25 protein-coding genes are annotated in these 23,815 nt (G+C 54.9%); 6 read left to right on the top strand and 19 right to left on the bottom strand.

Annotated features, from left to right (window positions below; translation table 11 throughout):
- The first annotated feature begins 60 nt into the window (after window positions 1–60).
- Both IE065_RS04090 and IE065_RS04085 read left to right on the top strand, forming a co-directional pair.
- Complete coding sequence (locus tag IE065_RS04090) at window positions 61–1,362, top strand: InlB B-repeat-containing protein (protein ID WP_189512118.1); 1,302 nt, start codon at window positions 61–63, stop codon at window positions 1,360–1,362.
- A gap of 4 nt (window positions 1,363–1,366) precedes the next feature.
- Window positions 1,367–2,179 (top strand): type II secretion system protein, encoded by an 813-nt coding sequence (locus IE065_RS04085; RefSeq protein ID WP_189512116.1) that lies wholly within the window; start codon window positions 1,367–1,369, stop codon window positions 2,177–2,179.
- A gap of 100 nt (window positions 2,180–2,279) precedes the next feature.
- Here the strand turns inward: IE065_RS04085 and ppk2 are convergent, their stop codons facing one another.
- From ppk2 to IE065_RS04070, 3 genes are all read right to left on the bottom strand, one after another.
- On the bottom strand, window positions 2,280–3,260 hold the full coding sequence (ppk2, locus tag IE065_RS04080) for a polyphosphate kinase 2 (RefSeq protein WP_189512114.1): 981 nt from the start codon (window positions 3,258–3,260) through the stop codon (window positions 2,280–2,282).
- 97 nt (window positions 3,261–3,357) lie between these two features.
- Entirely contained in the window at window positions 3,358–4,020 is a 663-nt protein-coding gene (locus IE065_RS04075; protein ID WP_189512111.1) for an HAD family hydrolase, read from the bottom strand.
- Window positions 4,021–4,085: 65 nt separating this feature from the next.
- Window positions 4,086–5,147 (bottom strand): quinone-dependent dihydroorotate dehydrogenase, encoded by a 1,062-nt coding sequence (locus IE065_RS04070; protein ID WP_189512110.1) that lies wholly within the window; start codon window positions 5,145–5,147, stop codon window positions 4,086–4,088.
- 182 nt (window positions 5,148–5,329) lie between these two features.
- Between IE065_RS04070 and IE065_RS04065 the strand changes: the two genes are divergently transcribed.
- Complete coding sequence (locus IE065_RS04065) at window positions 5,330–6,121, top strand: hypothetical protein (RefSeq protein ID WP_189512108.1); 792 nt, start codon at window positions 5,330–5,332, stop codon at window positions 6,119–6,121.
- A gap of 2 nt (window positions 6,122–6,123) precedes the next feature.
- Window positions 6,124–6,720 carry a polysaccharide biosynthesis/export family protein gene (locus tag IE065_RS04060; protein WP_189512106.1) on the top strand — a complete coding sequence of 199 codons (597 nt, stop codon included), beginning with the start codon at window positions 6,124–6,126 and terminating at the stop codon, window positions 6,718–6,720.
- 147 nt (window positions 6,721–6,867) lie between these two features.
- On the opposite strand, the gene IE065_RS04055 is transcribed toward IE065_RS04060, so the two are convergent.
- From IE065_RS04055 to nadB, 7 genes are all read right to left on the bottom strand, one after another.
- Complete coding sequence (locus tag IE065_RS04055; protein WP_200163350.1) at window positions 6,868–9,498, bottom strand: DEAD/DEAH box helicase; 2,631 nt, start codon at window positions 9,496–9,498, stop codon at window positions 6,868–6,870.
- 70 nt (window positions 9,499–9,568) lie between these two features.
- Window positions 9,569–9,730 carry a hypothetical protein gene (locus IE065_RS04050; RefSeq protein WP_189512104.1) on the bottom strand — a complete coding sequence of 54 codons (162 nt, stop codon included), beginning with the start codon at window positions 9,728–9,730 and terminating at the stop codon, window positions 9,569–9,571.
- Between the two features lie 7 nt (window positions 9,731–9,737).
- Window positions 9,738–10,181: a hypothetical protein gene (locus tag IE065_RS04045; RefSeq protein ID WP_189512102.1), complete on the bottom strand. Its 444-nt coding sequence runs from the start codon at window positions 10,179–10,181 to the stop codon at window positions 9,738–9,740.
- Window positions 10,182–10,464: 283 nt separating this feature from the next.
- Complete coding sequence (locus IE065_RS04040; protein WP_229792053.1) at window positions 10,465–11,199, bottom strand: MBL fold metallo-hydrolase; 735 nt, start codon at window positions 11,197–11,199, stop codon at window positions 10,465–10,467.
- Between the two features lie 165 nt (window positions 11,200–11,364).
- Entirely contained in the window at window positions 11,365–11,817 is a 453-nt protein-coding gene (locus IE065_RS04035; protein WP_189512098.1) for a hypothetical protein, read from the bottom strand.
- Between the two features lie 86 nt (window positions 11,818–11,903).
- Window positions 11,904–12,848, bottom strand: coding sequence for a YHYH protein (locus tag IE065_RS04030; protein WP_189512096.1), 945 nt, complete (start codon window positions 12,846–12,848; stop codon window positions 11,904–11,906).
- Window positions 12,849–12,872: 24 nt separating this feature from the next.
- Complete coding sequence (gene nadB, locus IE065_RS04025) at window positions 12,873–14,507, bottom strand: L-aspartate oxidase (RefSeq protein ID WP_189512094.1); 1,635 nt, start codon at window positions 14,505–14,507, stop codon at window positions 12,873–12,875.
- 143 nt (window positions 14,508–14,650) lie between these two features.
- Here nadB and IE065_RS04020 point away from each other — a divergent pair, with 143 nt between their 5' ends.
- Window positions 14,651–15,199 carry a thioredoxin family protein gene (locus IE065_RS04020; protein ID WP_189512092.1) on the top strand — a complete coding sequence of 183 codons (549 nt, stop codon included), beginning with the start codon at window positions 14,651–14,653 and terminating at the stop codon, window positions 15,197–15,199.
- A gap of 165 nt (window positions 15,200–15,364) precedes the next feature.
- Here IE065_RS04020 and IE065_RS04015 read toward each other — a convergent pair whose 3' ends face one another.
- From IE065_RS04015 to IE065_RS03995, 5 genes are all read right to left on the bottom strand, one after another.
- Window positions 15,365–15,553: a hypothetical protein gene (locus IE065_RS04015; protein ID WP_189512090.1), complete on the bottom strand. Its 189-nt coding sequence runs from the start codon at window positions 15,551–15,553 to the stop codon at window positions 15,365–15,367.
- Between the two features lie 166 nt (window positions 15,554–15,719).
- Complete coding sequence (locus tag IE065_RS04010; protein WP_189512088.1) at window positions 15,720–16,418, bottom strand: HAD-IA family hydrolase; 699 nt, start codon at window positions 16,416–16,418, stop codon at window positions 15,720–15,722.
- On the bottom strand, window positions 16,415–17,218 hold the full coding sequence (locus IE065_RS04005) for a glycosyltransferase (RefSeq protein ID WP_189512086.1): 804 nt from the start codon (window positions 17,216–17,218) through the stop codon (window positions 16,415–16,417). The genes IE065_RS04010 and IE065_RS04005 overlap by 4 nt, the downstream gene beginning before the upstream one ends.
- Window positions 17,215–18,009 (bottom strand): glycosyltransferase family 2 protein, encoded by a 795-nt coding sequence (locus IE065_RS04000; protein WP_189512084.1) that lies wholly within the window; start codon window positions 18,007–18,009, stop codon window positions 17,215–17,217. The genes IE065_RS04005 and IE065_RS04000 overlap by 4 nt, the downstream gene beginning before the upstream one ends.
- A complete protein-coding gene (locus IE065_RS03995; protein WP_189512081.1) occupies window positions 18,006–19,031 on the bottom strand; it encodes a glycosyltransferase family 9 protein in 1,026 nt (341 codons plus the stop codon). The genes IE065_RS04000 and IE065_RS03995 overlap by 4 nt, the downstream gene beginning before the upstream one ends.
- Window positions 19,032–19,099: 68 nt before the next feature.
- On the opposite strand from IE065_RS03995, the gene IE065_RS03990 reads away from it, so the two are divergent.
- Window positions 19,100–20,119: a glycosyltransferase family 9 protein gene (locus IE065_RS03990; RefSeq protein WP_189512079.1), complete on the top strand. Its 1,020-nt coding sequence runs from the start codon at window positions 19,100–19,102 to the stop codon at window positions 20,117–20,119.
- Between the two features lie 23 nt (window positions 20,120–20,142).
- Here the strand turns inward: IE065_RS03990 and IE065_RS03985 are convergent, their stop codons facing one another.
- From IE065_RS03985 to IE065_RS03970, 4 genes are read right to left on the bottom strand one after another with little or no spacing between them, the layout of a single operon-like run.
- Window positions 20,143–20,739: a riboflavin synthase gene (locus IE065_RS03985; RefSeq protein ID WP_189512078.1), complete on the bottom strand. Its 597-nt coding sequence runs from the start codon at window positions 20,737–20,739 to the stop codon at window positions 20,143–20,145.
- Between the two features lie 3 nt (window positions 20,740–20,742).
- Window positions 20,743–21,648: an RluA family pseudouridine synthase gene (locus IE065_RS03980; RefSeq protein ID WP_189512076.1), complete on the bottom strand. Its 906-nt coding sequence runs from the start codon at window positions 21,646–21,648 to the stop codon at window positions 20,743–20,745.
- A complete protein-coding gene (locus tag IE065_RS03975) occupies window positions 21,645–22,925 on the bottom strand; it encodes a hypothetical protein (RefSeq protein WP_189512074.1) in 1,281 nt (426 codons plus the stop codon). Before IE065_RS03975 ends, IE065_RS03980 begins: the two co-directional genes overlap by 4 nt.
- Window positions 22,922–23,611 (bottom strand): Maf family protein, encoded by a 690-nt coding sequence (locus IE065_RS03970; protein ID WP_189512072.1) that lies wholly within the window; start codon window positions 23,609–23,611, stop codon window positions 22,922–22,924. Before IE065_RS03970 ends, IE065_RS03975 begins: the two co-directional genes overlap by 4 nt.
- Between the last annotated feature and the right edge of the window lie 204 nt (window positions 23,612–23,815).

Raw genomic sequence — 23,815 nt, 5'->3', positions numbered from 1 at the left:
GAAAACCGGCCCGCTGGCAGCAGTCACTGTCAGCGGGCTACTTCTGTATAAAATATCGCGATGAAACACCTTTTGCCAATCACCGCCCTTTGCCTGTCCAGCAGTCTCATGGCACAGTTCATCACCCCCACATATCGGGGAAGCGACAGCGACGAAGATTTTGCCGAATGGCTCGGCTTCGACGCCGCCTATACGCCCGAAGAACCACCTTACGACGGATTGTCTGACGAAGAGGTCAATTATCCTTACTTCGGTGGTAACGAGAACGCCCGTCTGGGGCAATATGGAACATCGACAGCCATTATCACAACGACCGACCGCTTATATAGTTTCGGTGAGGACCCTATGGCCTTCAAAGTGTATGACAACCCGTCGTATAGCCCAGGGGACATCCTTTTCCAGACAATGACCTATCAGGGCAGCCAGTCCCCCTCGCCTGACTTCTCCAGCGTAAAGCTCTATTATCGCACGACCGAAGCTGGCGATTGGATTGAATATACGGACCCAATGGCGGCGGCAGTCACCAGCTCGGACTCCACGAGTAATCAATACACGGCTTGGGAGTGGGACACCAGCAGCCTGCTGATCGCAGACTATTACATCCAATTTTCTTACGAACTGCCGCACACGTCATTCGCAGCCGCACAGCTCGACACCAATGAAAATTTCGAGCTTCAACTGGATGGCTACGGCCTGAATGTAGACACCAACATTCCCTTTGGCCTTCTTTTCGGTCTGATCCGGAAATCCCCAGCTAAGCTCATTTATAACGATGGCGAAACCGTAACAGTGACTGCAGTTCCCAATTCCGGCTATCGATTTGTCAAGTGGGAGGGGCCGTTTGGCGAGTCCACAGAAAATCCATTGGAAATTACCATCACCGATGACACCGAACTCTTTTTGGTGCTGGCTCCACGGAAATACAATGTATGGCGACAAATGGCATTCCCTTCCAATCATGGAGGCGGCATCACCTCACAAGACTGGGCAGCCGAGACTGATTATGACATCGATGGTCTCATCAACGCGATGGAGTATGGCCTAGGCAGCAACCCTGAGAGTGGTAATCTCACGGAAAAGCGCGTCCAACTCGAAACCGTAGTCATCGGCGAATTTGAATACCCAGCCGTCATTTTCCCGCAGCAAGCGGGGGCAGATGATCTTACCTACGAAGTAGCCGCTTCGGCCAATCTGGCCAACTGGCTGACCAATTCCGACCCCGGTGGCCCCTACACTGCCGATCCCGAAATACTCTCGCTCAATGATGATGGCACACAGCAAGTACGCGTGCGCTCCCTCATCCCGCTTGAAGACCCCGATGCCCTCCCGTTCATGAAAGTTAATATCAGTCTAACGGAATAATCACATGAAGTCTTCAAGTAAACATTTCGGTTTCACACTTATCGAAGTGCTCGTTTCTGTCAGCATCATTGGCGTGCTCAGTGCGATCACCGTAGCCGCTGTTGGCACCGTCAGGGAATCCGCTTACCGAAGTTCGGATATTGCCGCCGCACGCCAACTGGCTGCTGCCTATTTGCTCTATCCACAAGACCATAATGGCAAATTGCTGCCTTCCGTGCCTAGCGATGATGACCGGCAAATGACGACGGTTATGGACCACAGAGGCAATCCGATCTATCAAGGCGCAATCTCCGATCGCTACGTTTTTCGCCTACTTCCTTACTCAGGCGGTATTGATCTGTTCTTTCCTGGCCGTTCCCAAGAACATTTGGCGGAAATCAGGGATAATGATTTGTATAAGATTTCCATGTATCCCTCCTTTGGTCTCAATAGTTCATTTGTTGGTGGAGACTATAGTACGGACGGCCGACACTCTGTGGGGAAAAACCCTCACTACGCCATCACAATGATGTCCCAATGCATTCAGCCTTCAGATCAAATCGTATTCGTTTCAGCCCTGAGCACTCCTGCCCAAGCCGAAACAGAGGCACCTTACGCGGGCAAATTCTATGTTTATGGCCCCAATGAGTGGAGCGGCAGCTATAAAGAGGATACTCCCAAAAACATGGGCAATATTCACCTGCGCTATGCGAACCAAGCCGTAGTGGCGCACTTGGATGGCAGTGTCGCCCTACTCAACAGTGAAGAACTGAAGGACATGCGTCGTTGGTCCAACCAGGCGCGAGACAGAAACGATCCAAACTTCAAGCCACGCTAAGTTTTTCCACCTAGCCATCATGCCTAAAAAAGCTCCCGCAACATCGCGGGACTTTTTTTGGGGTGCCGACTATTGCCCCCCCATCAAGCGAAAAAGTGCCCTAATAAACCTGTGGCACGAACATATCCTTCGGCACTGGATGACGCTGATAATCAGCGTGATGAACGCGCTCCGGCAGCACGATTTCCGGCTTATCCACCCGCTCAAAAGGCACTTGCTGAAGCAAATGGCTGATGCAATTCAGCCGCGCCCGTTTCTTATCGATAGCGCTGACTACGTTCCAAGGCGCAAAAGAAAAATTAGTGCGACTAAAGGTTTCTTCCTTCGCGGCGGTATAATCCTCCCAACGAATACGTGATTGCAGGTCCATCGGGCTGAGTTTCCATTGCTTAAGCGGATCCGTCAGACGGCATTGGAAACGGAACTCCTGCTCTTCGTCAGTGATCGAAAACCAGTATTTAACCAATTTAATGCCGGAGTTCACCAGCATTTCTTCAAAGTGCGGCACGTCATTAAAAAACTGCGCGACTTCATCCTCCGAGCAAAAGCCCATGACACGCTCCACGCCCGACCGATTATACCAACTACGATCAAAAAGCACCATCTCTCCAGCCGCAGGCAAATGAGGCACGTAACGCTGGAAATACCATTGAGTCTTTTCACGCTCAGTTGGCGCTGGTAAGGCAACCACTCGGCAAACGCGTGGATTGGTGCGCTGAGTGATCCGCTTGATGACGCCCCCCTTCCCCGCCGCATCACGGCCTTCAAAGATCACCACGAGCTTATAACCGGTCGCAACGACCCAATCCTGCATGCGCACGAGCTCGATTTGCAGCCGGCGCAGCTCCTTAAGATACATCTGCCGGAAACGCGCACGATCCTCAGCTGACGGAAGAGCCTTGCCAACCTTGAGCGCATGCTGCTCCTCAAAGAGGTCCTCCAGGTCATATTCCAGCTCTTCCTCGAGATCATCAAAGATCTCGGCTTCCAAACGGGCACGAAATTCGCCGTCGTTCGCGGCGTATTGGATCACGCGGCGTAGTTCATCATCGGTGGGCGTATTAGAAGGGTTGTCTGACATAGCAAAGAATTTTACTAATATGTGTACACCAAAACGCGTGCAGGTCAAAACCTGCCCTGTGGCTTTTACGCAACAATTTGCAAGAGCCCAGCCTTAGCTAGGCAAACTCGTACCGCGGCACACTGGCCAGGCTACTCAGTATTATGTGCCCCAACTGCTTTAATTCGTCACTGGGTGCCACGAGGTCTGGAATCTGCACAACCGTCATCTGCGCAGCGACAGCCGCCTTCACCCCGTTCGTAGAATCTTCAAAGGCCACGCAATCCGTTGGGTCGACCTTGAGCGCCGTTGCCGCAGCTAAATAAATATCGGGCGCTGGCTTGCTGCGCTCAACCACGTCTCCACCAATCACTACTTGGAAATAATCCCTGATGCCAGAGTGCCCGAGCTTAGATAAGGCCCGTTCTGTCCGCGTCGAGGTGGCCACCGCTGTTGGAACAGCTAATGCGCTCAAATAATCAAGTAATTCCACCACTCCCATTTTCAGGGGCAGCGGCCGATCCAGAGTCAGTTTCTGATACTCTTCGTCCCACCTTTCGCAAAATATCTCATGGTCGGCGATGCCATCCAGTCCGTTTTTCAGGACTAAACGTCCGGCCTCGGAATTAATCCCAATGCATTGGTAAAAAACGCTGTCCAGATCGGACAGTCCCAATTCTTCGCAAACAAATCGATAGGATTCATAGGCCAAGCGCTCGGTGTCGAGCAATAGGCCATCCATATCGAAGATTGCTGCTTGGAATCTTTGATTGAGTTGCATGAGAAAAAAAAACGCCCCGTCCCGCTATTTCGCTGAGCAAAAATCGAAATTTAGCTTTCCGCCACCTACGCCCAGTCTTCAGTGCGCCAGCAAAATGCCTGCGCTAGGTCCTTGGCGAAAAATGGCCCACGGTAAATCATCCCCGTGTAGATTTGAATCAACTTGGCACCAGCGTCGAAGAAATCGCCCGCAGAGCGCTCATCGTGGATACCACCCACACCAATGATCGGCAATTTATCTCCTACAGAGCGGTACATGTAGTTGACAACATCTACGGCACGGCGGTGGATCGGCGAACCGCTCAGCCCACCAACCTCATCTTTACCCAAGTCGACTGGGCGGTCGAGTAACGTATTGGTGGCGATAATTCCATCCGCGCCAACTTCAAGCGCACTTGTTAAAACTTCGTCAATTTCGCGATAAGATAAATCCGGAGCGATCTTGATTAGCATCGGAATCCGCTCTTTGCCTAATTTTCTCGCACGGTCACGGTCTGCAGCGATTACAGCGCCTACAAGCTCGCTCAGGTAGCTGCGTTGCTGCAATTGACGCAGGTCCGGTGTATTGGGGCTGCTGACGTTGATCGCGAAATAATCGGCGAAATCAGCCAATTTCTCATAAGACCCCAAATAATCGCCGACAGCCTGATCAACGGGCGTTACGCGACTTTTGCCAATATTGATGCCCAGTGGGATGCGACGCTTACGCGATGGTGGTGCCTTGGCCAGACGTTTGGCGACGGCATCCGCCCCTTCATTGGGAAAGCCCATACGGTTGATCAGCGCCTCGTGCTGGGGGTAGCGGAACACACGTGGCTTCTGGTTGCCAGGCTGCTCCTGCCGAGTCACAGTGCCGATTTCCACATGGCCAAAGCCTAGTGCCGCCATGGCCTGCCAACAGTGCGCGTTTTTATCAAAGCCCGCCGCAAGCCCCACTGGATTAGGGAAATTCAGCCCAAAAAGTTCGATCGGCTCTCCCTTGGTGGGCCGATTATATCGTTCCATCAACCGCAGCGCCGGGCTAAAGCCCGACAGCATATGCAGCCAACCAAGCGCACGGTCGTGAGCTTCTTCTGGATCGCCTCGGAATAAATAAGGTCGGACAAGTGTCTCGTAAAACGCCCCCATAGCAAAAATAGCAGATTAATATGCAGCGCACACGTTCAAGAAAAAAGCCCTCACTGTCCACTTTTAACTTGGAATGCAAAAAATAACTCCCTCAATCCTTGACGACCGCCAAAACTATCTCAACGTGCAGTAAAAAAATAAACTTGCCCTAGCTATCACCAAAACCGCTTCTAAACAACAACATGCCTAAATCAGCTCCAAAACTTGAGTGGTGTATCGTCCGTCTCGGCGAAGACATGAACTGGTGGGTCGAAGAAATCAGCGACGATGTCCACTGGGACGTCGACGGACTGAGCATCATTGACCCGCGCCAAGTCAGCCACCTCATGGACCTGCTCGAACCGCTACGTGATTACGACTTCCAGCCTTCGATCTTCGAAGATGCGTTCTTTAAGTTCCGCATCGAACGAAAGCTGGATGATCAACGCCTGCGACTGGTCCGCACCAATGACTCACTCTTTGAATCCGACGATCTGCTGTTTGCACTGCCAGACGTGATTGACGAGGAAAAGGGGCCTTACGCCGACTGTATCGACCACGTTACCGTGTTGCGCGTCAAGCTGCTCAACGACCTTATCGAATTCGAGCAGAAGTTCACGGTCGAAGAATTGGAAGACGACATTCGCGAAGACCAAAACGCCGACTTCATGGAAGGCCGCGCCGTCCACTGCTTCCGCGAGCTGCTTGACGTCATGGAATTCGTCCCCGAAGGCTACGAACTCGACGCCGATGAAGAAAGCTCAAGCGAGGACCCAATCGAAGAAACCTTCCCCGACATCGACGAAGATGAAAAAATCGAGGAAGACGAAACGATGAAGTGGGACGAAGACGAGGACGAAGACGAAGAATCCGAAGAAACGGAAGAAGGCTTTGACGACGATGATGACGACGACGACGACGAGGAGTCGGACGAAGACGAAGAAGACAAAGCGGATGAGAAACCCGCGCCGAAATCCCGCGCTCGCAAAAAATAATTGTGAACCGCCGTCCGCAGCGTTTCCTGTCAGCGATCTGGGCCTTTGCCTTGGTTGCGCTCATTAGCGTGGGCTGCCAATCTGCTGGCGGTGGTGGTAACCCCACCCCCGCCGCGCCGCGATCTGCCTCAACACTGCGCGCTGGAGACACACTTCAGATCAGTCTGCAAGGCATTCCTGATCCCAGTGCCAACGATGTTCAGATCGACGACGAAGGCATTGTCAGCCTGCCCTTCCTAGGCCGTTTGACCGCTGCGGGGCTCACGCCCTCTGAACTCGCGACCAACATCCGCCAGCGCTATATTGAACAAAAAATTTATCGAAACGTGGATGTCTCGGTCTATGTGACAGATCGCTATATCTACGTTGGCGGCGAAGTCGCCATCCCGGGCCGTGTTGTCTGGACTCCTGACCTAACCTTATCCAAGGCCGTGCAGGCCGCAGGCGGCTTTTCCCTCTACGCACGTGAAGGGGCAGTCAAACTCACGCGTGAACAAGCAGTTTATGTGATCGATGCTGACGTGGCCCTCAATAACCCCTCACAAGACCCTAAGCTCTTCCCCGGCGACTCGATCATGATCGAGCGTTCGCCATTCTAGCCGGTTTCTTATCAGTTTGGCTGGCTAACCTCAAGGCGACTCATAAAGGGTAGCGCAGGCGCGTCCTCGCGCCGCAATTCCCATCCGGACATTCAGGCATGTCGCAAGCAGGCACGTGAAAGGCACCTGCAATACCGTTTGGAGAAACTAAGCCTCGATTGTTTCCAGCTCAGTGCGGCTGCTGTCATCCAACAAGTCCGTCAGCTCACTCAGAGAACGATAGTGACTCGTAAAGTCTTCCCCGGTTGTGGCTCCACCCATGGCTTGCTCAAAAAGCTCACGTTTATCGGCCTTCAGGCGCTGGATACGCTGCTCAATGGTACCAGCAGTGATCATCCGGTAAACAAAGACCACACGGCGTTGGCCAATACGATGCACGCGGTCAATTGCCTGAGCCTCGACAGCCGGGTTCCACCAGGGATCGAGGAGGAAAACGTAGTCCGCCGCATGCAGTGTAATCCCTGACCCGCCAGCGCGCAGGCTGACGAGCATTACCGCGGCTCCCTTGGCACTTTGGAATTCAGCGACTGGCTTTTGCCGATCCAACGTTTTTCCGGTCAGCTCATAGAGCGCCACATTCGGGAATTCGCTCTTGAGCACGCCTTTGGCGCGGTCAAGTAAGGAAACAAACTGGCTAAAGACCACGGCCTTGTGCCCGCTGGCCAAGATTTCGCTCAACCGGTCTCGAAGGATGTTGAGCTTGCCACTCTGGCTCGCCTCGGTGGTCATCCAAGGCAGTAGCCCCGGATCGCAACAAGTCTGCCGAAGGCGGGTTAGCAGCGTCAGCAGGCCCATCGCGTTTTCACGCATGCCGGCGGGCAAATTATCTCCAAAGCGGCTAACGCCCTCTGAGGCGATACGCACATATTCAGAGCGTTGCAGGTCGGTCAGCGGACAAACGAGATCCAGTTCCACCTTGTCCGGTAATTCCTTCGCCACCTCTTTTTTCGTGCGTCGGAGGATGAACGGTGCCAACTGCGTGCGGATACGCGCCATTGCAGCAGGTCCATCTTCCATGATCGCCTCTTCGAAACGACGGCGTAGGCCGAGTAGGCCCGGCATCAGGAAGCGGAAGATCGTCCAAACGTCCAGAAAACGGTTCTCCAGCGGCGTACCAGTCAAAGCCAGGCGATGCTCTGCCTTAAGCGACATACAGGCTTGGGTGGACTTAGCGTCGGGGTTCTTAATGAACTGAGCCTCATCGAGCACCACATAGCCAAATTCGACCGCATCGAGCAATGAGCGATGACGGCGCAATTGAGTGTAGCTCGCCAGCCAAAGGATGTCCTTGTCTGGCTTGGTGACAAAATTCTGATCCTTGCCGAGGGCTTCAGTCCGCATCTCTGGGAAGAACCGCGAGACCTCCTGCTGCCACACCGGCACCACACTGGCCGGACAAACGATCAGGCTCGGTTTGTTAGAAATCTTCTGGATGCTCAACAAGCTGAGCACCTGCAAGGTCTTGCCCAATCCCATTTCATCCGCCAACAAACCATGACAACCGCAGGCGAAAATGTGCTGAAGCCAGTGAACGCCGTGCTGCTGGTAGCTTCGTAGAAACTGCGGCGCACCGTTGACGCTCGGGTCAGGGTGGAAAAGCTGGTCACGCCAAGCCTGAAGCTCGGAAGACAACTCCAGCTTCACCGCTTCTTGGGCAAAAAACGAAAATAAAAGGTAACGCGGCGCACGGCCAGCGACCACTGCCAAACTATCGCCCGTTTCAGCAATCGCCTGAGCTTGGCTACGATTCAGGCGGACAAGGCCTCGACCCGGCAGGAGCACCAGACCCTCGTCAATGCGGCGCATCAGGCGGCGGCGTTCCTTCTCCGTCAAACGGGACGAGCCCAGTGACAGTTTCCAATTAATATTCAGATCGCCGCCGAGCATTGCCTCCTCGATTTCCACGGCAATGTCGACCTCGCGCACGCCTCGGGCGAGCACGTCCACGTCGGCGTCTTTCTCAATCGTAAAATGCTGCTTCCAACGCCGAAGATCGGTCCGCACAAAGCCGGGTAGCCGGTCGAGCTGCTGCAGCTCGTAACGGGTGGAGTTAGCCTGATAGCGGAAACCGTCGCGACGGGCGCTGCTAGCTAGGCGAATAAGGGCCTCTCGCTCTTCGGCGGTAGTTCGGTCTGCACTGGGAGCCTGAGGGCCTAGAGCACGCTCTTCTCGCCCGTCAGAGCTACGCCAGACAGCCGTCAAAGCCAAGCCAGCGTCGACTGAGGAAAATTTCAATACCAGATCGCGGGCAGTGGGTGAAGTTGTTACCGATGGGGGGGGGGGCGTTTCGCTGGAGGAAGGCTCGGTCTCATCTTCTTCGGGTTCCCCCTCGACCTTGGTAGATGGGGTCTTTACTTCAGGAGGAAGCGCCGCGGCCTCTTCAACCACCAATTCTTCGATCTCGTAAAGCGCTGCGCAGGCCAGAATCTGGCGCTCATAGGCGTCTTCAATCGATGAGCGGACATCGATCTTGGGCCCGCTCCAGTCCAGCACTACGTAAACATCGGCACCGTCAGGCATCCGTATGTGGACAATCGCGTCATCAGCGCCCAGTTCGACTTGGCGGATGGTTCCATCGCGGTAGAGTCGGCGCCCGGCATCAATCGCCTTCGTGGTGAATTGCTTTTCCCAATTGTCCTGCAAGCGCATCAACCAGTTGTCGAGTGCGATGTCCGAATAAACGCGTTGTGACGTGCGATGATTCATTGGGCAGCGGAGCAGCAATTGAGTTGGCGTCGACTTCGGGAAATCGAACTCAACGCCTGCCCGACGGGGCATAATTCAACTATAAGCAACCCAAAAGAGTATAGCCCTCATTTCAGCCGAGCAAGCGAATTCACCCGCCGATTTACGGGCGCGATGATTTCCCTAAGTCCTTGCGCCCCCGTAAGATATACGCAGGAACCGTCAACGCAGCCATCAAGCCCAGCGTAAAAGCCAGCACGACAAGCAGCGCCCGCTGAAAGCCCTTGTCAACCAAGCGGTCGGCCTCCCCCACCCCATTAGCCATCAATTGATCAATCGTCTCCCGCGTTTCCTGCCACCCCTCTGCGAACGAGTTTTCGCTCTCGGCCGAAGGCAAACAAACCAATTGGAAACAATAGGAATAAAAGCCATGGAAACTCTATACCACTGTAGTCAGAGAATTCTGACTGACTAATTACTCGGAATGTTAACATTTGAAGCGGTTCACCCGGTTTCTCGGCGAAGATTTCGATTGGTCCTGCTTCAAATAGTATTTTGTGCCACTCCAATTCTTCTACCATCCCGAAGAGCAGAGAATCCTCAATATGCTCTGAAACCGCAAAGTGGGCTGATCCACGAGAAGATGCAGCTATCAAATCTCGATCTCCGACTTGCAAGTAAACGAACATATTCCATCCAGTCAGATTCACCAAGAATGGAACAATGACCATGATCGTCAGCAGGATGCCAACTGTATGTCTGCGTTTCATTTTCATATTATTGCCCAGCAGTTTTCCTGGATGACACACTTGTCATTTAATACATTCAATTATATTTCTTCAATTCCGGTGACAGCTGACAAGGACAATGTCTCTTTAAAGACATAATAAGACCTCGCGCCCGCTTCGCTCAAGTCGCCAAGTATTAATGCGGGTAGTTTCTTTGCGACTATGCGCCTTTGCGTGAATAATTATCCTGAATATTTAGCATTCACGATGCGGTGCAAAGAAAGCGTAATGCGGAGCGCGGAATAGGGCCCATCCTACCCGAGAGCTCAGATCAGAGCGTCAGCCGCAAGCCATCGTAGGCGAGGTGAACATTTTCCGGCAATTTTTGAGTCCAGATCTCATGGTCAATGTGGAACGTGAAGTGCGTCAGATAAGTCTGTGGGCGCTTCATTTCTAAAGCCACCTGGATCGCCTCGGGGGTCGACATGTGCGTGGGGTGTGTCATGGGACGGAGGCCGTCGAGCACCAGTAGATCGGCGTCAGCGGCCAGCTCACGTGCAGCGGGTGGCACTTCCTTACAATCGTTGAAATAGGCGAACTTTTTGCCCGTTGACCGCTCCTCGAACACCAAACCCAGCGTTTGCAGGCCACCATGCGGCAGAGGCGTGCTGTAAATTATCCCGCCGGGCGTCTCCAACTGGGCAGGCATTTCTGCGAGGCGGAATGCGGCGTAGCCCTTGCTGGCGGGTGTCTCGCCGATGGCGTAGGGGTAAATGCTCCGAATGCGCCCAAGGCCTTTTTCGGTGCTGTAAACCGGCAACGCCGTGCCACCGAGCAGGTCGCAAAAGCGGCGCAGGTCGTCCATTCCCTGAATGTGGTCCGCGTGCGCGTGAGTCAGGATGAAGGTGTCAATCCACTCAATCTGGTTGCGGATGCATTGCAGACGAAACTCGGGCGCAGCGTCGACCTGCACGTGATAGCCGTCCATCACCACATGTATGCTGCTGCGCGTACGCCAATTCTTTGGATTGGACAGGTCGCAGCCCTCGCTATTGTGCGCAATCATGGGCACGCCTTGTGATGTGCCCGTTCCTAGAAATATTACCTCCATCCCGCGCCGATCAAGGCGTATCCCTCGAAGCTCGGCAAAGCAATTTTCGCTCAGATTAAGATTAATTCCGTCGCTGGATTGCGATTGGCCAAAGGCTAATGAAACAGCCCCTAAAAACGGCTAGAAACCGTCTTTGGTCTCGGTGGGGACTTTGCCGCCAGTGCGCACGAGGAGAACGGGTTCCTTGTTTTTGATCCAGACCTTCTGCTCTTTGGCAATGCGGGCCGGAGTGAACTCACAGGCCTCGCCAATGGTCTTCACCGGCATACGACGGCCTTTCTTGGTCATATTGTATTCGTAAGCGCAACGGAACAGGCGTTCCTCGCTCACGTAGGGGGAGTCCTCTTCAGGTATCTGCAGCACCCAGCCAACGAGGTCTAAACCCTCTAGCTTGCCATCGGGGTCGGAGACCATCATCACGAACTGCTTCTTGATGGGTGGTGGCTTATCTTCTTCGTCCACCTGCGCCTTGAGCTCCTGGTTAATCTCCTCAATCACCTGAGCCACGGTGCGGACATCCATCCCGGTGCGGGTCATTACCATCTTCACTAAATCAATGTCGACTTTCGCCATAGCCCGCTACGCTCGCGCACGGAATCGGCGCTGGCCAGAATTTTCTGCTTGAGCCATGAGAATTCACCGCAAAAAGCGCAATATCATCAGCGAACACCCAACGGCACAGGCGGCCCAATTGGACGTCCCTCTGGCCCTGCCCCGCCCGGCCCACGCCCGCCCCGACCGTGGCTGACCTGGCCTTGCCTGGGTTTTGCAAAACTTTCATTGGGCTGCCCCAGAAAATAACGCGCCACAAAGGGAAATCCCTCGGTCACGTAATATTGATAGGTCCCGTCGGGGTATTCGTCGGTAATGCCGTAGCGACCGTTGAGCCAATCCAGATCACCGGAGTCGTCAACATACTCATAATCCCGCGTGTAAAGGCCGTCCCGCTCACCGCCGGGGCCATTGGGTTGCGTCTCCCGTTTGCTGGTCTTCAAGCGCCAACTTGATTGAACGCCCTCCTGAAAATAAATGGGGTAACCGTCCGCTGCCCAGCCAATTAGCAGGGGCTCGTCCACGCCCGCCTTGGGATTGTTTTTGCGCAGGTCGTTGATGAGGCCCCACGGAATGCCGTGGTAATGATACATGCCGTTGGGCTGCACATGGGCATTGTTCTGATCAACGCCCAAACGCATGGGCTTGCCCTCGACAATTGCCTCTTCACGCCATTCCCGGTTATTTTGCCAAGTCCCAGCCGTACCTGGATCAAAAGGAACGCCGTTGACCGCCACGCCAAACACATAGCCATCGTAATCAATTGGCCGCTCGGCTCGCGTAGGTGTCAGCGGCACACGAAAATACAGTCGTTGCTCAGTGATCGCGTTCGGATTTCCCCTATTCGGAAACTTTCCGGTTTCATGTTGCGGCAGGTCCTTGGATTCGATCACCCGGTAATTACCCACTGTGCTCATTGAGACTGCGCCTAAATCCGAGGCATGCGCCATAATATCCGTCGTCCCGGCAGCGTGCTCGTGATCCGAGTGGGCCAGCGAGACAACAGCAGAAAAGCAATAAAGGGCAATCAGAGGTGACGGAATACTTTGCATAATCAAAGTAACCCCTCGTCTGCGTTAATGTTGCGGAAAAACGCTCCTTTTCATGCTCGCATGTATTTGCACGACGCTATCAATGGCCTCCGGGAGAAGGTCTGGATAATCTAACGTATAATGCAGACCACGCGATTCTTTGCGCTGCAAGGCACAGTCAACGATGAGTTCTGCTAACTGGATCAGATTGCGCAGTTCCAGAAAATCCGGCTCCACCTTGTAATTCCAATAATACTCCATGATCTCCTGCTGGAGATTGGATATGCGGGTCTTAGCGCGGCGGAGACGCTTTGTCGTGCGGACAATGCCCACATAGTCCCACATCGTGCGCTTGAGTTCTTCCAAATTGTGTGCGAGCACCACGCGCTCATCCGGGTCGCGCATATCGCCATCTACCCAATCAGGTAATTTCCGGGCCGCAAGAGGTGTTTCTTTGAGTATTTGCTCGGCGCTCGCCACGCCATCACGCGCCAGCACACAGGCTTCAAGTAAGGAATTGCTGGCCAGCCGATTGGCACCATGCAGGCCCGTGCAAGCGACTTCACCGCAAGCCAACAGCCCTGGCAAGCTCGTGCGCGCAGTCAAATCCGTTGTCACTCCACCACATAGGTAATGGCAAGCGGGGACCACCGGAATGGGGTCCGTTGCCATGTTGATCCCGTGCTTGAGCAAGGCGTCAAAAATCGTGGGGAAGCGGTCGCGGAGGCTTTCCTCGGACTGGTTCGTAATGTCCAACCACAAGTGCTGCGCACCGCTTTTCTTCATTTCGCTGTCGATCGCACGGGCCACGACATCTCGCGGAGCCAAGTCACGGCGGTCGTCGTAGCGAGCCATAAAGGCTTCTTTTTTCAGGTTGCGTAAGATGGCCCCTTCGCCGCGCACGGCCTCTGAAATCAAGAATCGGTCATGGGTGTAGGTAAAGAGCGCCGTCGGGTGGAATTGGATAAATTCCATGTTGCGGATTTCGGCACCCGCACGATAAGCCATCGCAATGCCGTCTCCGGTCGCAATGGTGGGATTCGTCGAATACTGGTAAACCTGCCCGCCTCCGCCAGTGGCCAACATGACCACCCGAGCGGCAAATGCATCCACCACACCCTGACGCGAATCCAGTGCATAAAGGCCCACCACGCGATTGCGTGACGGCCCCACGGACATGCCCTTGCGACGCAATTTCTCAAAAGTAATCAGGTCGATCGCCATATGGTGCTCCAGCACCTCAATCTTGGGGCAAGCCGCTACCGCGTCCAGCAGCGCATGTTCGATCGCAGCACCCGTCAGGTCCTTAACGTGCAGGATGCGGCGTTTGCTGTGCCCGCCTTCTCGGTGCAGCGAGACACGGCCATCGCCCAAATGAGTAAAGTCCACGCCCAGCTCAATCAGCTCCTGAATGCGCGCTGGCCCATCGCTGATGATCGCACGGACCACCGCCTCGTCGCACAAGCCGTCACCCGCCGTCAGGGTGTCCTTCACGTGCAACTCAAAGTCGTCAGTCTGGGAGGTCACGCTGGCAATGCCGCCCTGCGCGTAGTTCGTATTGGACTCCGCCCGGTTCTTTTTGGTGATGATGGCAACGCGGTGCCCCGCGCGGCCCATTCCCAAAGCAAAACTTAGCCCGGCAATGCCGGAGCCGACTACAATGACATCGAATGTCTTCAAAGACTTTTAGAACTGGTTAATTTTCAACGAGTAAAGGGCTAAACAGTGAATCAATAATCCGCCTGCCGCAATGCCGCAATTTTTTTTCTGTAAGGATGGAATAAAATCCCCGACTACGTGTCATATATATGAACCAACCAATTATGAAAAACCTGCTATTCATCCTCGCCCTTGGTGCCGTTGCCGCGGGCAGTTATTTTGCCGCCAACCGTAGTTGTCCCTTATCCGGTGCTAATGCAAATGCCGCAGCTGACAGCAATTCAGCCGCCACCACCATTTCCACCGAGCCACAAGACAATGTGCCTGCCGGATGGATAACCGATTACGACGCCGCACTCAAACAGGCTAAAGAAGAAAACAAAGCCGTTCTCATCGACTTTACCGGTTCCGACTGGTGTGGTTGGTGCAAGAAGCTTGATAAAGAAGTCTTCTCCAAACCTGAATTTGAACAATTTGCCGAGAAAAATCTCGTCCGCGTTTACCTTGATTTCCCCAGTGGAAAAGCTCAAAGCGTCGAACTGGAAAAGCAAAATCAGGAACTTGCCAAGAAATTCGGGGTCGAAGGATTCCCAACGATACTTGTATTAAACCACGACGGAAAGCCCCTCGCCCAAATTGGCTATCAACCAGGCGGCCCCGTTAAATACGTAGAAACTTTAGAGGAGATTATCTCTCCAAAAGAAAAATCATAGTTCAGTCAGTATAGTAGAGTAAAAAGTTAGCAGCAGTAAGTAGCGCCGGTCCTAGTGGGCCGGCGCTTTCTTTTTCCACACTTGGCCACATCACGCCGCTCTACATCCCCTCAAAAGGGGTAGCCGCTGGCGCGTCCTAAACAAAGAAACTCCAAACCGGCTTAGCTATTCTGCTGCAGCCAACTTGGACTTGATCCGCTCTTTGCAATCGGGCGGCATACATTCGGGAACGGATTGCTCGGCAATTTCGTCGCAGCAAGACGCGAGTTTGTCATGCATCAAGCTGACTTGTTCACCGTAGCGCGCCGTATAAGGGCACATGAGGCTGAGCATCTTCAGCTTCATTTTTTCCATAAATGTGAGTTCACGCTCGCACGACTCGGATACGAGCCGGGCCGCATCGTGGCAGTTTAAGCACGTGCGTGTGAACCATTTATAAACTCGGTGAAGCATTGATTAATCGTTTCCTTTATCTTTCAGACGTAATTGTTCCCATTTCCTTTCAAGCAGCAATGCTTTTTCAGTCGGAATCGATTGGTTCAAACAGACTGCTAATCGTGACCGGGCAATTTAAGTGAGTCGGGCGATTAGGCATCTTTGTCTTGGACCCCACCAGCGCCGTACACCAACCCGCATTTTGTGCCCCCTCAATGTCTTCCAACGGGCTGTCACCAACATGGAGTATGCTCGCTGCCGGAACACCAATATTCGCTTCGACGAGCTGGAAAATCCTGGGCGACGGCTTCTCAACCCCAAGCTCAGCAGAAATGAATATGGCCTCGAAAAATTGATCCAAACCAAGCCCAACGAGAATGCGTCGGAGACGTGAATCATTATTGGACAGGACAAAAAGGCGAAATCCGCGCCGTTGTAAACTAGCCAACGTAGACTCAACGCCGGGCAGGACACGCCAGCGATTTGGCTCCGCAAAGGTGTGCCAAAGCGCGTCGAATTGCGTCTCGAAATCTGCGCTTGGCGTAAGGTCCTTAAGCGTGCCCGCTACGATTTTCCGCCAACTCGCGCGATCGAGCACGGCCTCGGGTGTGGTAGATTTTTGGGCCTTAAACGAAGCCCGAAAACGCTGCTCCAGCAGACTGGGGTCAACCGAATATCCCATAGCCGCAAGCACCTCGGCATAAACCTCGCCCACGGATGGATGCGGCACCATCAGCGTGCCCGCCGCATCAAAAGTTATCGCCTGAACCCCGTCCAAGTTCATGCTTCTGGCTGCAAGTGTTGGTCCAATCCGAGGGAGCAGCGGACGCGTTTTTCTCCGAGTGTGGCGGTGAGCTTTTCCTTGTTGGCGTCGTAGCGGTCACGGGGCAATTCGTCGTGATTGAGGTGCGCCAACTGAGCGCGGCCATAAACGAATTTACGAATAAGCCCGTGATGATAAAGTCGCGCAGCAAGGTCGGAATCTTCCGCGCCCCAACCTTCGAAAGATTCGTCGTAGCCATTAACCGCGATGAGGTCATCGCGCCAAATGCCGAGGTTGCATCCCAAGATGCCGTGCAGCTCGCGATTCCTCTTAATCACTGGCATGGGCCAGCGGATAGCTTTGAACGCGCCACCCAACTGGCCAGTAATTAATAAGCTAAAAATGGAAGTCTTAAATGTAGTTATGGCCTTAACCTTACTTTGCGGCACAAAGCAACGCCGACCTTGCACAAAAGCCCCGCGCTCGGCCAGTGCTTGATGGTCTGTAATGAAGCGTTTGAAGGGTAAGCAATCGCCGTCAATGAAGACGAGGTAATCGGCGTTGGCTTGCGCAATGGTGCGGTTGAGGATGCGTGAACGGCGGTAGCCTTGGTCCTCCTGCCAGATATGCTTTAGACCCCAGCGAGGCATTGAGTTTTGCCACGTGGCAATCAACTCGCGGGTCTCGCTCTTGGAACCGTCATCGGCAACGAGCACTTCATCGCAACCGCCAGCAACCGCGAGCCAGTGGAAGACAGCTTCGAGCTTTTCCGGCGCGTTGTAGGTGTTGATCACCAGACCAATGCTGGGGGCGTTGCTCATCGCTTCGGCTGGAATTTCTCCCGCACTTCGGGCGTAGTCGCGTGTTCGTAGAGACGGCTGTGGCGGACGAATGTCGCGAACGAGGTCAGCACCGCAGCATAGAGTCCGGGGAAGCCGTCGAGAAAACCTCGCCGCAAAATATAGGCGCGAAAAAAGCGCCAGAGCGGACGGAAAACCGTGTGGATCAGCGACCATTTTTTGCCAGCATCGAGCTGGCGCTGGAGGTAGATGTCGGCGAAATAATTGATCTTCTCGATCTGGTCGTTGAGCGTCGGATTCGTGTAATGATGGAGGTCGGCTGTAAGGCTTTTTGCGCTCCCATCCAGCTCCATGCGGTCGTGTTCGCGGCTGCCGCCCCAGCGCCCCTTGCCCGTGCGGATAAGGCGCAGGCTGCGGTCGGGATACCAGTCTCCGTGCGTAATCCAGCGCCCGAGAAACCAGACTTTGCGCGGAAAGGACGCGCCGTTGAAGGCCTCGTCATTCGCCTCAATAAACGCGCGCAGCTCGGCGGCAAGCTCGGGCGAAAGCTCTTCATCGCAGTCGAGGCAAAGCGTCCAGGGCTGGGTCGCCTTATCGAGAGCGATGTTTTTCTGATCACGATGGCCATGCCAGGATTCAGGAAAAGTCTGCGCGCCGTATTCGTCACGAGCAATGGCCTCGGTGCCGTCGGTGCAGTCGTTATAGACGAGAATAATCTCCCCTGCGAGCGGCTTCACGCTATCGAGGCAACGTCGGATGCGCGCGGCTTCGTTGTGCGCGATCAGGCAGACAGAAAGCGGGAGCCGGTTCATTGCGCGCCCTCCTTGGCCAGGAGTTCCAGTGCGCGTTGAGCAACTTGCGGCGGGGTAATGGTGTCAATGCAACGCTCGGCTAAGGCGCACTCGTGGAGGTGACCGCTACACGGGCAGGCAGCACCTTGCATGCAGGCGTTACGATCACTGATTGGTGCCCAGCGCGCGGCAGACGTTGGCCCAAACATCCCCACCGAAAGCACGCCAAGACCTGCCGCGAGGTGCAGCGGCGCGGTGTCAGGGGAAATGAACAGCTTGGCCCGCGCAATCACGGCGATAAAGAGCTCCAGCGTGGCAAATTGAGGCAAGTACGTCGCCGATGGCAACGCTGCCTGAAGCACTTCGAGCAAGGCTTGCTCACGCTTACTGGGGCCAGCGGTAAAAATCATTTCCTGCCCCGCGTCCTTCATTAAACCATGAAGCGCGACCCAATGCTCGATCCACCATTCCTTCTTGGGTTGGCTGGTAGACAGGTGCCCGATAACGCACGGCGCGGGCAGGATTTTTTCCGCTTCGGCGGCAAGGGCGGGATCGGCGGTCAGCTCAAGTTGGAGCGCCGAACGATCGAACGGGACGTCCCACAGCGACAGCACGTAGGCGTCGCGGACGGATTCGTGGCGGGTCGTATCGAGCTCCTCAATGGTCTGCGTGTAGCATTTGGCGCGGCCCACGAAGCCCTTGGGCGCGACCACGCCAAGACGTTCGCGGGCACCGATCATGCGAGAAAGCAGCGCACCGCGGTCATTGCCGACGAAGTCTACGCTGCGGTCAAAATGTTCGCCACGCAGCTTACGAATGATTGGTAGCGTGCTGCGAAGGCGGAGCTTGCCACGAGTCCGCGGGAGACTCCAGACGTGGTCAATCCAGCTCAGGCGCTGGAGCAGCGGGACAGCCTCGGCAGCGACTAAGACGTGCAACTCCGCCTCCCGGCGATGTTGACGCAGCATCCGCAAGGCGGGGACCATCAGGGCCACGTCACCGAGATACTTGAATTTGATTGCCAGGATTTTTTCGCGTCCCACCGTAAAAGCATTGAATGAACCGGCGCCGCTGCGCCATCTTTAAAACATTACGCGATAACGACTAAGCCATGAGCGAGCAAGGCCGAAGCTTCTACGAGCAGGCAGGATCCGCCAAACGGATTCTCGTGCTCGACCTTGGTTTCCTCGGCGACACCGTCCACCTGATCCCAGCCCTACACGAAATCCGCCGTGCTTGGCCCACTGCTGAGCTGGACGTGATGGCCGAGGAAAAGGCCAAACAAATCCTCGAAATCGTCCCCGGCCTGAACGCGATTCTGGGCTACCCGCGTTTTCCCAAAGGCCCGAAGTGGTATGAAGATTTTGGCCGCGTAAAAAATCTCCGAGCGCGCCGCTATGATGCGGTGATCAATCTCAACGGCTCAGATCGCTCCAGTATCCTGACACGGGCCAGCGGGGCCAAATGGCGCTTGGGCCGCGTGCCTCCGAAACCGGCGGCGTTCTGGAAGCATTGTTTCACGCACCCCGTCGATGTGCCTCATGGCGGGCGTCCAGTGTTTCAACAGCGTTGGGAGTGCCTGCAAGCGGCAGGGATTCCGGTGGGCGAAGAGGCAATTTTTGCCGTAAAAATCCCTGCCGCGATTGAATCCGCCGTCGATGTAAAACTAGACGGCGAGCGCGGCTTTATCCACATCAGCCCCTGCACCACGCAAGACCAGAAGGAGCTGCCGATGAAGGAGCTCGCAAAACTCGTTAGTGCGCTGGTGGCAGACAAGACTGGCCCAAAAGTTGTCCTCTCCTGCGCGCCCAACGAACGCGAACGCGGCAAAGTGGCGGAACTGATTACTCACTTGCCGCAAAAGCCTTGGCGGGTCTTCGCAGGGGATTTGTCTTTGCTAGAGCTGGCGGCGGTCATGGGCCGCGCGCAAAGGCATTTTGGCGGCGATTCCGGGGCCTTACACCTCGCGCTGATGATGAACACACCGACGGTGTCATGGTTTCGTGATTATTCGGGCAAGATCGAGTGGCTACCGCCCGGCACCGCGCACCGGACCGTGCTCGGTCAGGAGTCGCCCGAGGGCTTGCAAGGTCTGACCGCAGAGCAACTGCTGGTCGCGTATCACGGTTAGCAAGCGCTACCTTTTAGTGGAGCTTATTGCTCCTTGGCGGCGAGCATGCGCTCCACGTATTTGGCCAGCAGATCGAACTCCAGGTTAACGATTTCGCCAGCCCGTCTGTTGCGCAAATTCGTAATTTCAAGCGTGTGCGGGATCAGCCATACCGCCAAGCTATCGTCGTGAACTTCCGCCACCGTCAGGGACATCCCATCGATGGCGATGCTACCCTTATAAATCAGGTACTGACGAAACTCGGCGGGCGTGCGGATTTTCAGGTAATGATTTTTGCCGCGCTCCTCAAAAACCAATATCTCGCCCGTCGCATCGACATGGCCCGAGACGACGTGTCCGCCAAAGCGACCATTCGCGGCGAGGCTCCGCTCAAGGTTGATCAAGTCGCCCGGCTGCAAACCAGCCAATGAAGTCAGGCGGACGGTTTCGTCCAGCAAATCAAAGCTCAGCTGATTGCCCTGGATTTCGACCACGGTCAGGCAGCAGCCATTGCAGGCCAAGCTGTCACCAATGCCCAAATCGGACAACACACGCTCGGCACGGATGACCAAGCGCCAGCTCTCGGCACCTTCGGCGAACGAAATAATTTCGCCCGTTTCTTCAACGATTCCTGTAAACATAAATTAATGACGACGACGGCCGTGTTTGCGTGAATGCGGACCACGCAGCGAATCACGAATTTGGGCGCGACGCCGTTCGGCAAGCTCACCCGGAGTTGGCTTGTGCGTGAGGCCCTTTATCCAGTTTTCGTCTTTGCCCAGCAGCCCTTCAAACTCATGTGGCAGAGGAGACTCGGCGCTAAAGCGAACCACATCACCACCGTAAAGAAAGCGGACATTAATCGAGCTCGCGTGGAGAAACAGGCGCTTCTGGCCAGTGGCAGCTTTAATCTTTTTGTTGAAGCGAAAATCGCCGTAAGTCCGGTCGCCAACAATCGGCATACCGTTCTTCATACATTGGTAACGCAGTTGGTGCGTGCGCCCCGTCAGCGGCGTGAGCTGCAACAGCGACAGTCCATAGCGAAAGGTGTCGCCACGCTCCCATTTGTAAAGCGTGCGCGCTTGCAGCGAATGCCCGGCACTTGCGTGAACGGGGCCTTGCCGGCCACTACGATGCCCCTTATCCATCATATTCGCCCAGAGACCATGCATCCCAATCCGCCCCTGAAACTTAACGATGGCGTAGTAAATCTTCTCCACATCATGCGACTGAAAACGCAGGTGAACGGCCTCAGCAACTTCCTTATTGGTGGCCAAGAGCAAGACGCCTGAGGTGGCGGAGTCCAGCCGATGCAGCAGGAAAACTTCCTTGGGCGCGCCCTCGTTGGCAAAACCGTGGTAGCATTCCCGCTCATGATCGTAATCGGCCGTGAGCAAGGCACGCTCGCGTTTCTCCGATGCCTCTTCATTGGGATGAGACAACACGCCCACGGGCTTCTCAACCGCGAGAAGTCCACATGGATGACTGCCAATTAAGCGGACGCCATCGCCCCAAGGCAGCCAGTTATCCGTAGGCTGAGTTTCGCTCATCGAAAGTAATACCTGATCGTAATGCTCTGGCTCTCGCCCAGGGTTTGCGCCATTTCCTTGGTCCACACGCCAAAGGGCGCGCGAGACTGAATGGCCTCCACACAAATCGCGGTTCCTGATCGGCTCGCCGACGAGAACACCACCTCCATATTAATGATCTCACCTTGCTGGTTAATCGTGTAGCGGACGACCACCCGAGAGCCAAGCTCCGCCATGATCGTCGAAGACTCCCGCACCATCAACTGCCATTGCAAATCAATCGCTTCGATCATGCGCTGCAGGTAGGCACCGAACTTGTCAAACTTGGCGTCCACCTCAATCGCACCCACGCGATTGCTGGAGCGCTGTTCCATCTTGAGCGGGCCCGAAGTGGACTGGACGAAATTCAAACGTGGGCGGGCCTGCGGGCGCGGTTCGCTGGTCGGCTGGCTGGTCGCAGCTTCGGAAACCACGACTTCTTCCATGTAAACTTCCAGCCGGTCTTGATCTGCCCGTTCAGGCTGAGCAGTTTTCTCGACGGTTTCCTCGACGACAATTTCCGCCTCGCCGGGTTTCTCCCTCACGAGGATTCCCTCTTCGGCTTCGGGTGCTTCCGCCATTTCAATCGCCTTAATTTCCTCAATACCTGGGTCCTCTTCGGACACTGGCTGGTCCAAATATTGCGGCTCGGTGGCATCCGTCGTCATCTCCTCTGGCTTTTCAGCTTCGGTGGGCGCTTCCTCGCTGGGCTTTTCCTCCTGCGGAGGCGCTTCAGTATTCTCAGCCTGTTGTTGTTCTTCTGGTGAGGGTGGCAACGCTGGTGAGGGATCGGACATGACCTCAGGCGAAGGCGGGCCGGGCTCAGTCGTCAAGTCACCCGTCACAATGTTACTGGCGTCCAGCATTTCCCCATCAACCTTGGGTGTATCGGAATCCTGCGTGGGGTCAGGCACTTCTTGCGCCGCAACCTGATCTTGCGAAGAAATTTTATCGGTGTCTTCCGGCTTTTCTTCCGGTGCCATCGGATTGACCGGGACAAATTCAGGCAACGCCGGAGGCGGTGGTAAAAATTCAACTTCCAGCGGCGGATTCGGTTTCGGCTTTTCCTTTTCGATGATGCCGATCTCGTCCCACGGAAATACCCACACGGCCAAGAGGTGAATGATCACCGTAACCGCCAGGCCGAGAGGCACGGACACGCGGCGCATTTTATCGCCCGCCTTGTCATCCGTCCAGCGTGGCCATTCGTTGCGCGGCGGCGGCGAGGCGGGCGGAGGAGTTGGAGTCTCAACGCTCACGACGCGACCTCCATTCTATCCCACAGTCCCAAGCCACGCAGTCGGGCACGTAGGTATTCGGTGGGTAAGCCCATGACGTTGTTCAAAGAACCATCCAGCTTGGAGACGATCATTTCCCGCCCCTCCTGAATGCCATAGGCACCCGCTTTGTCCAATGGGTTCACCACGCGAAAATATTGGTCAATCGCCTCACGGCTTAAGGTGTGGAACGTAACCTCGCTCGTGACGTAATGCGCCTCGTTGATCCCGCCTTCCACCGAACGCAGGCAAATGCCCGTATAAACGGTATGGGTGCGGCCGGAAAGCTTCGTTAGCATCTCGTAGGCGGCCTCAATTGTAGACGGTTTGTGCAGGACTTCTTCTTCCAGAGCAACGATGGTATCACAGCCCAGCACCAGCGTTTCGGGACGTTGGGCAGCGACGTATTCCGCCTTGATCTGAGCGTTGTGCAGCACGGTCTCACGCGGGCAGCTATCGGGCTCTTCGTGCTCCTCGACCTGGGCCGGGCAAACGTCAAAACGCAACCCCAACTGCTCCAGCAGGAAGCTCCTGCGAGGTGATGCCGAAGCCAGCACCAGCCGGTCAAAGGCGCGTGTATCGGCAGAGGTTGCTGTCGTTGACTGTTCCAAATGAAGTGCAGTGTTACGTGATTCCAAGCGCCAAAAAAGACGCAGACAAAGGGACATTACGTTTCAATTCTTAAAATCCAAGCACGAAGAACCAACTTTGCCCAACACCAACAAGGAAATCTGAATCGCCCAATTCGTTTCCCGAAAAACCAAAACTTTGCTGTAGTTTCCATTTTCAGAGCATTTTTGGCCCAAAAAGAGCATAAAAGTATCAGTTTTATTTGACCCAAAAAACGTCAAAAATCGCATAATCTATTGATT

Source organism: Cerasicoccus arenae (assembly GCF_014651635.1).
Taxonomy (GTDB): domain Bacteria; phylum Verrucomicrobiota; class Verrucomicrobiia; order Opitutales; family Cerasicoccaceae; genus Cerasicoccus; species Cerasicoccus arenae.
Note: the sequence above shows the minus strand (reverse complement) of the source record. Positions and strands in the feature narration are given on the sequence as shown.

Bases quoted from the DNA above. Each gene is read 5' to 3' on its own strand.
- IE065_RS04090 (WP_189512118.1), top strand. From the start codon at position 61: ATGAAACACCTTTTGCCAATCACCGCCCTTTGCCTGTCCAGCAGTCTC.
- IE065_RS04085 (WP_189512116.1), top strand. From the start codon at position 1,367: ATGAAGTCTTCAAGTAAACATTTCGGTTTCACACTTATCGAAGTGCTC.
- ppk2 (WP_189512114.1), bottom strand. From the start codon at position 3,260: ATGTCAGACAACCCTTCTAATACGCCCACCGATGATGAACTACGCCGC.
- IE065_RS04075 (WP_189512111.1), bottom strand. From the start codon at position 4,020: ATGCAACTCAATCAAAGATTCCAAGCAGCAATCTTCGATATGGATGGC.
- IE065_RS04070 (WP_189512110.1), bottom strand. From the start codon at position 5,147: ATGGGGGCGTTTTACGAGACACTTGTCCGACCTTATTTATTCCGAGGC.
- IE065_RS04065 (WP_189512108.1), top strand. From the start codon at position 5,330: ATGCCTAAATCAGCTCCAAAACTTGAGTGGTGTATCGTCCGTCTCGGC.
- IE065_RS04055 (WP_200163350.1), bottom strand. From the start codon at position 9,498: ATGCCCCGTCGGGCAGGCGTTGAGTTCGATTTCCCGAAGTCGACGCCA.
- IE065_RS04050 (WP_189512104.1), bottom strand. From the start codon at position 9,730: ATGGCTAATGGGGTGGGGGAGGCCGACCGCTTGGTTGACAAGGGCTTT.
- IE065_RS04045 (WP_189512102.1), bottom strand. From the start codon at position 10,181: ATGAAAATGAAACGCAGACATACAGTTGGCATCCTGCTGACGATCATG.
- IE065_RS04040 (WP_229792053.1), bottom strand. From the start codon at position 11,199: ATGATTGCGCACAATAGCGAGGGCTGCGACCTGTCCAATCCAAAGAAT.
- IE065_RS04035 (WP_189512098.1), bottom strand. From the start codon at position 11,817: ATGGCGAAAGTCGACATTGATTTAGTGAAGATGGTAATGACCCGCACC.
- IE065_RS04030 (WP_189512096.1), bottom strand. From the start codon at position 12,848: ATGCAAAGTATTCCGTCACCTCTGATTGCCCTTTATTGCTTTTCTGCT.
- IE065_RS04020 (WP_189512092.1), top strand. From the start codon at position 14,651: ATGAAAAACCTGCTATTCATCCTCGCCCTTGGTGCCGTTGCCGCGGGC.
- IE065_RS04015 (WP_189512090.1), bottom strand. From the start codon at position 15,553: ATGGAAAAAATGAAGCTGAAGATGCTCAGCCTCATGTGCCCTTATACG.
- IE065_RS04010 (WP_189512088.1), bottom strand. From the start codon at position 16,418: ATGAACTTGGACGGGGTTCAGGCGATAACTTTTGATGCGGCGGGCACG.
- IE065_RS04005 (WP_189512086.1), bottom strand. From the start codon at position 17,218: ATGAGCAACGCCCCCAGCATTGGTCTGGTGATCAACACCTACAACGCG.
- IE065_RS04000 (WP_189512084.1), bottom strand. From the start codon at position 18,009: ATGAACCGGCTCCCGCTTTCTGTCTGCCTGATCGCGCACAACGAAGCC.
- IE065_RS03990 (WP_189512079.1), top strand. From the start codon at position 19,100: ATGAGCGAGCAAGGCCGAAGCTTCTACGAGCAGGCAGGATCCGCCAAA.
- IE065_RS03985 (WP_189512078.1), bottom strand. From the start codon at position 20,739: ATGTTTACAGGAATCGTTGAAGAAACGGGCGAAATTATTTCGTTCGCC.
- IE065_RS03980 (WP_189512076.1), bottom strand. From the start codon at position 21,648: ATGAGCGAAACTCAGCCTACGGATAACTGGCTGCCTTGGGGCGATGGC.
- IE065_RS03970 (WP_189512072.1), bottom strand. From the start codon at position 23,611: ATGTCCCTTTGTCTGCGTCTTTTTTGGCGCTTGGAATCACGTAACACT.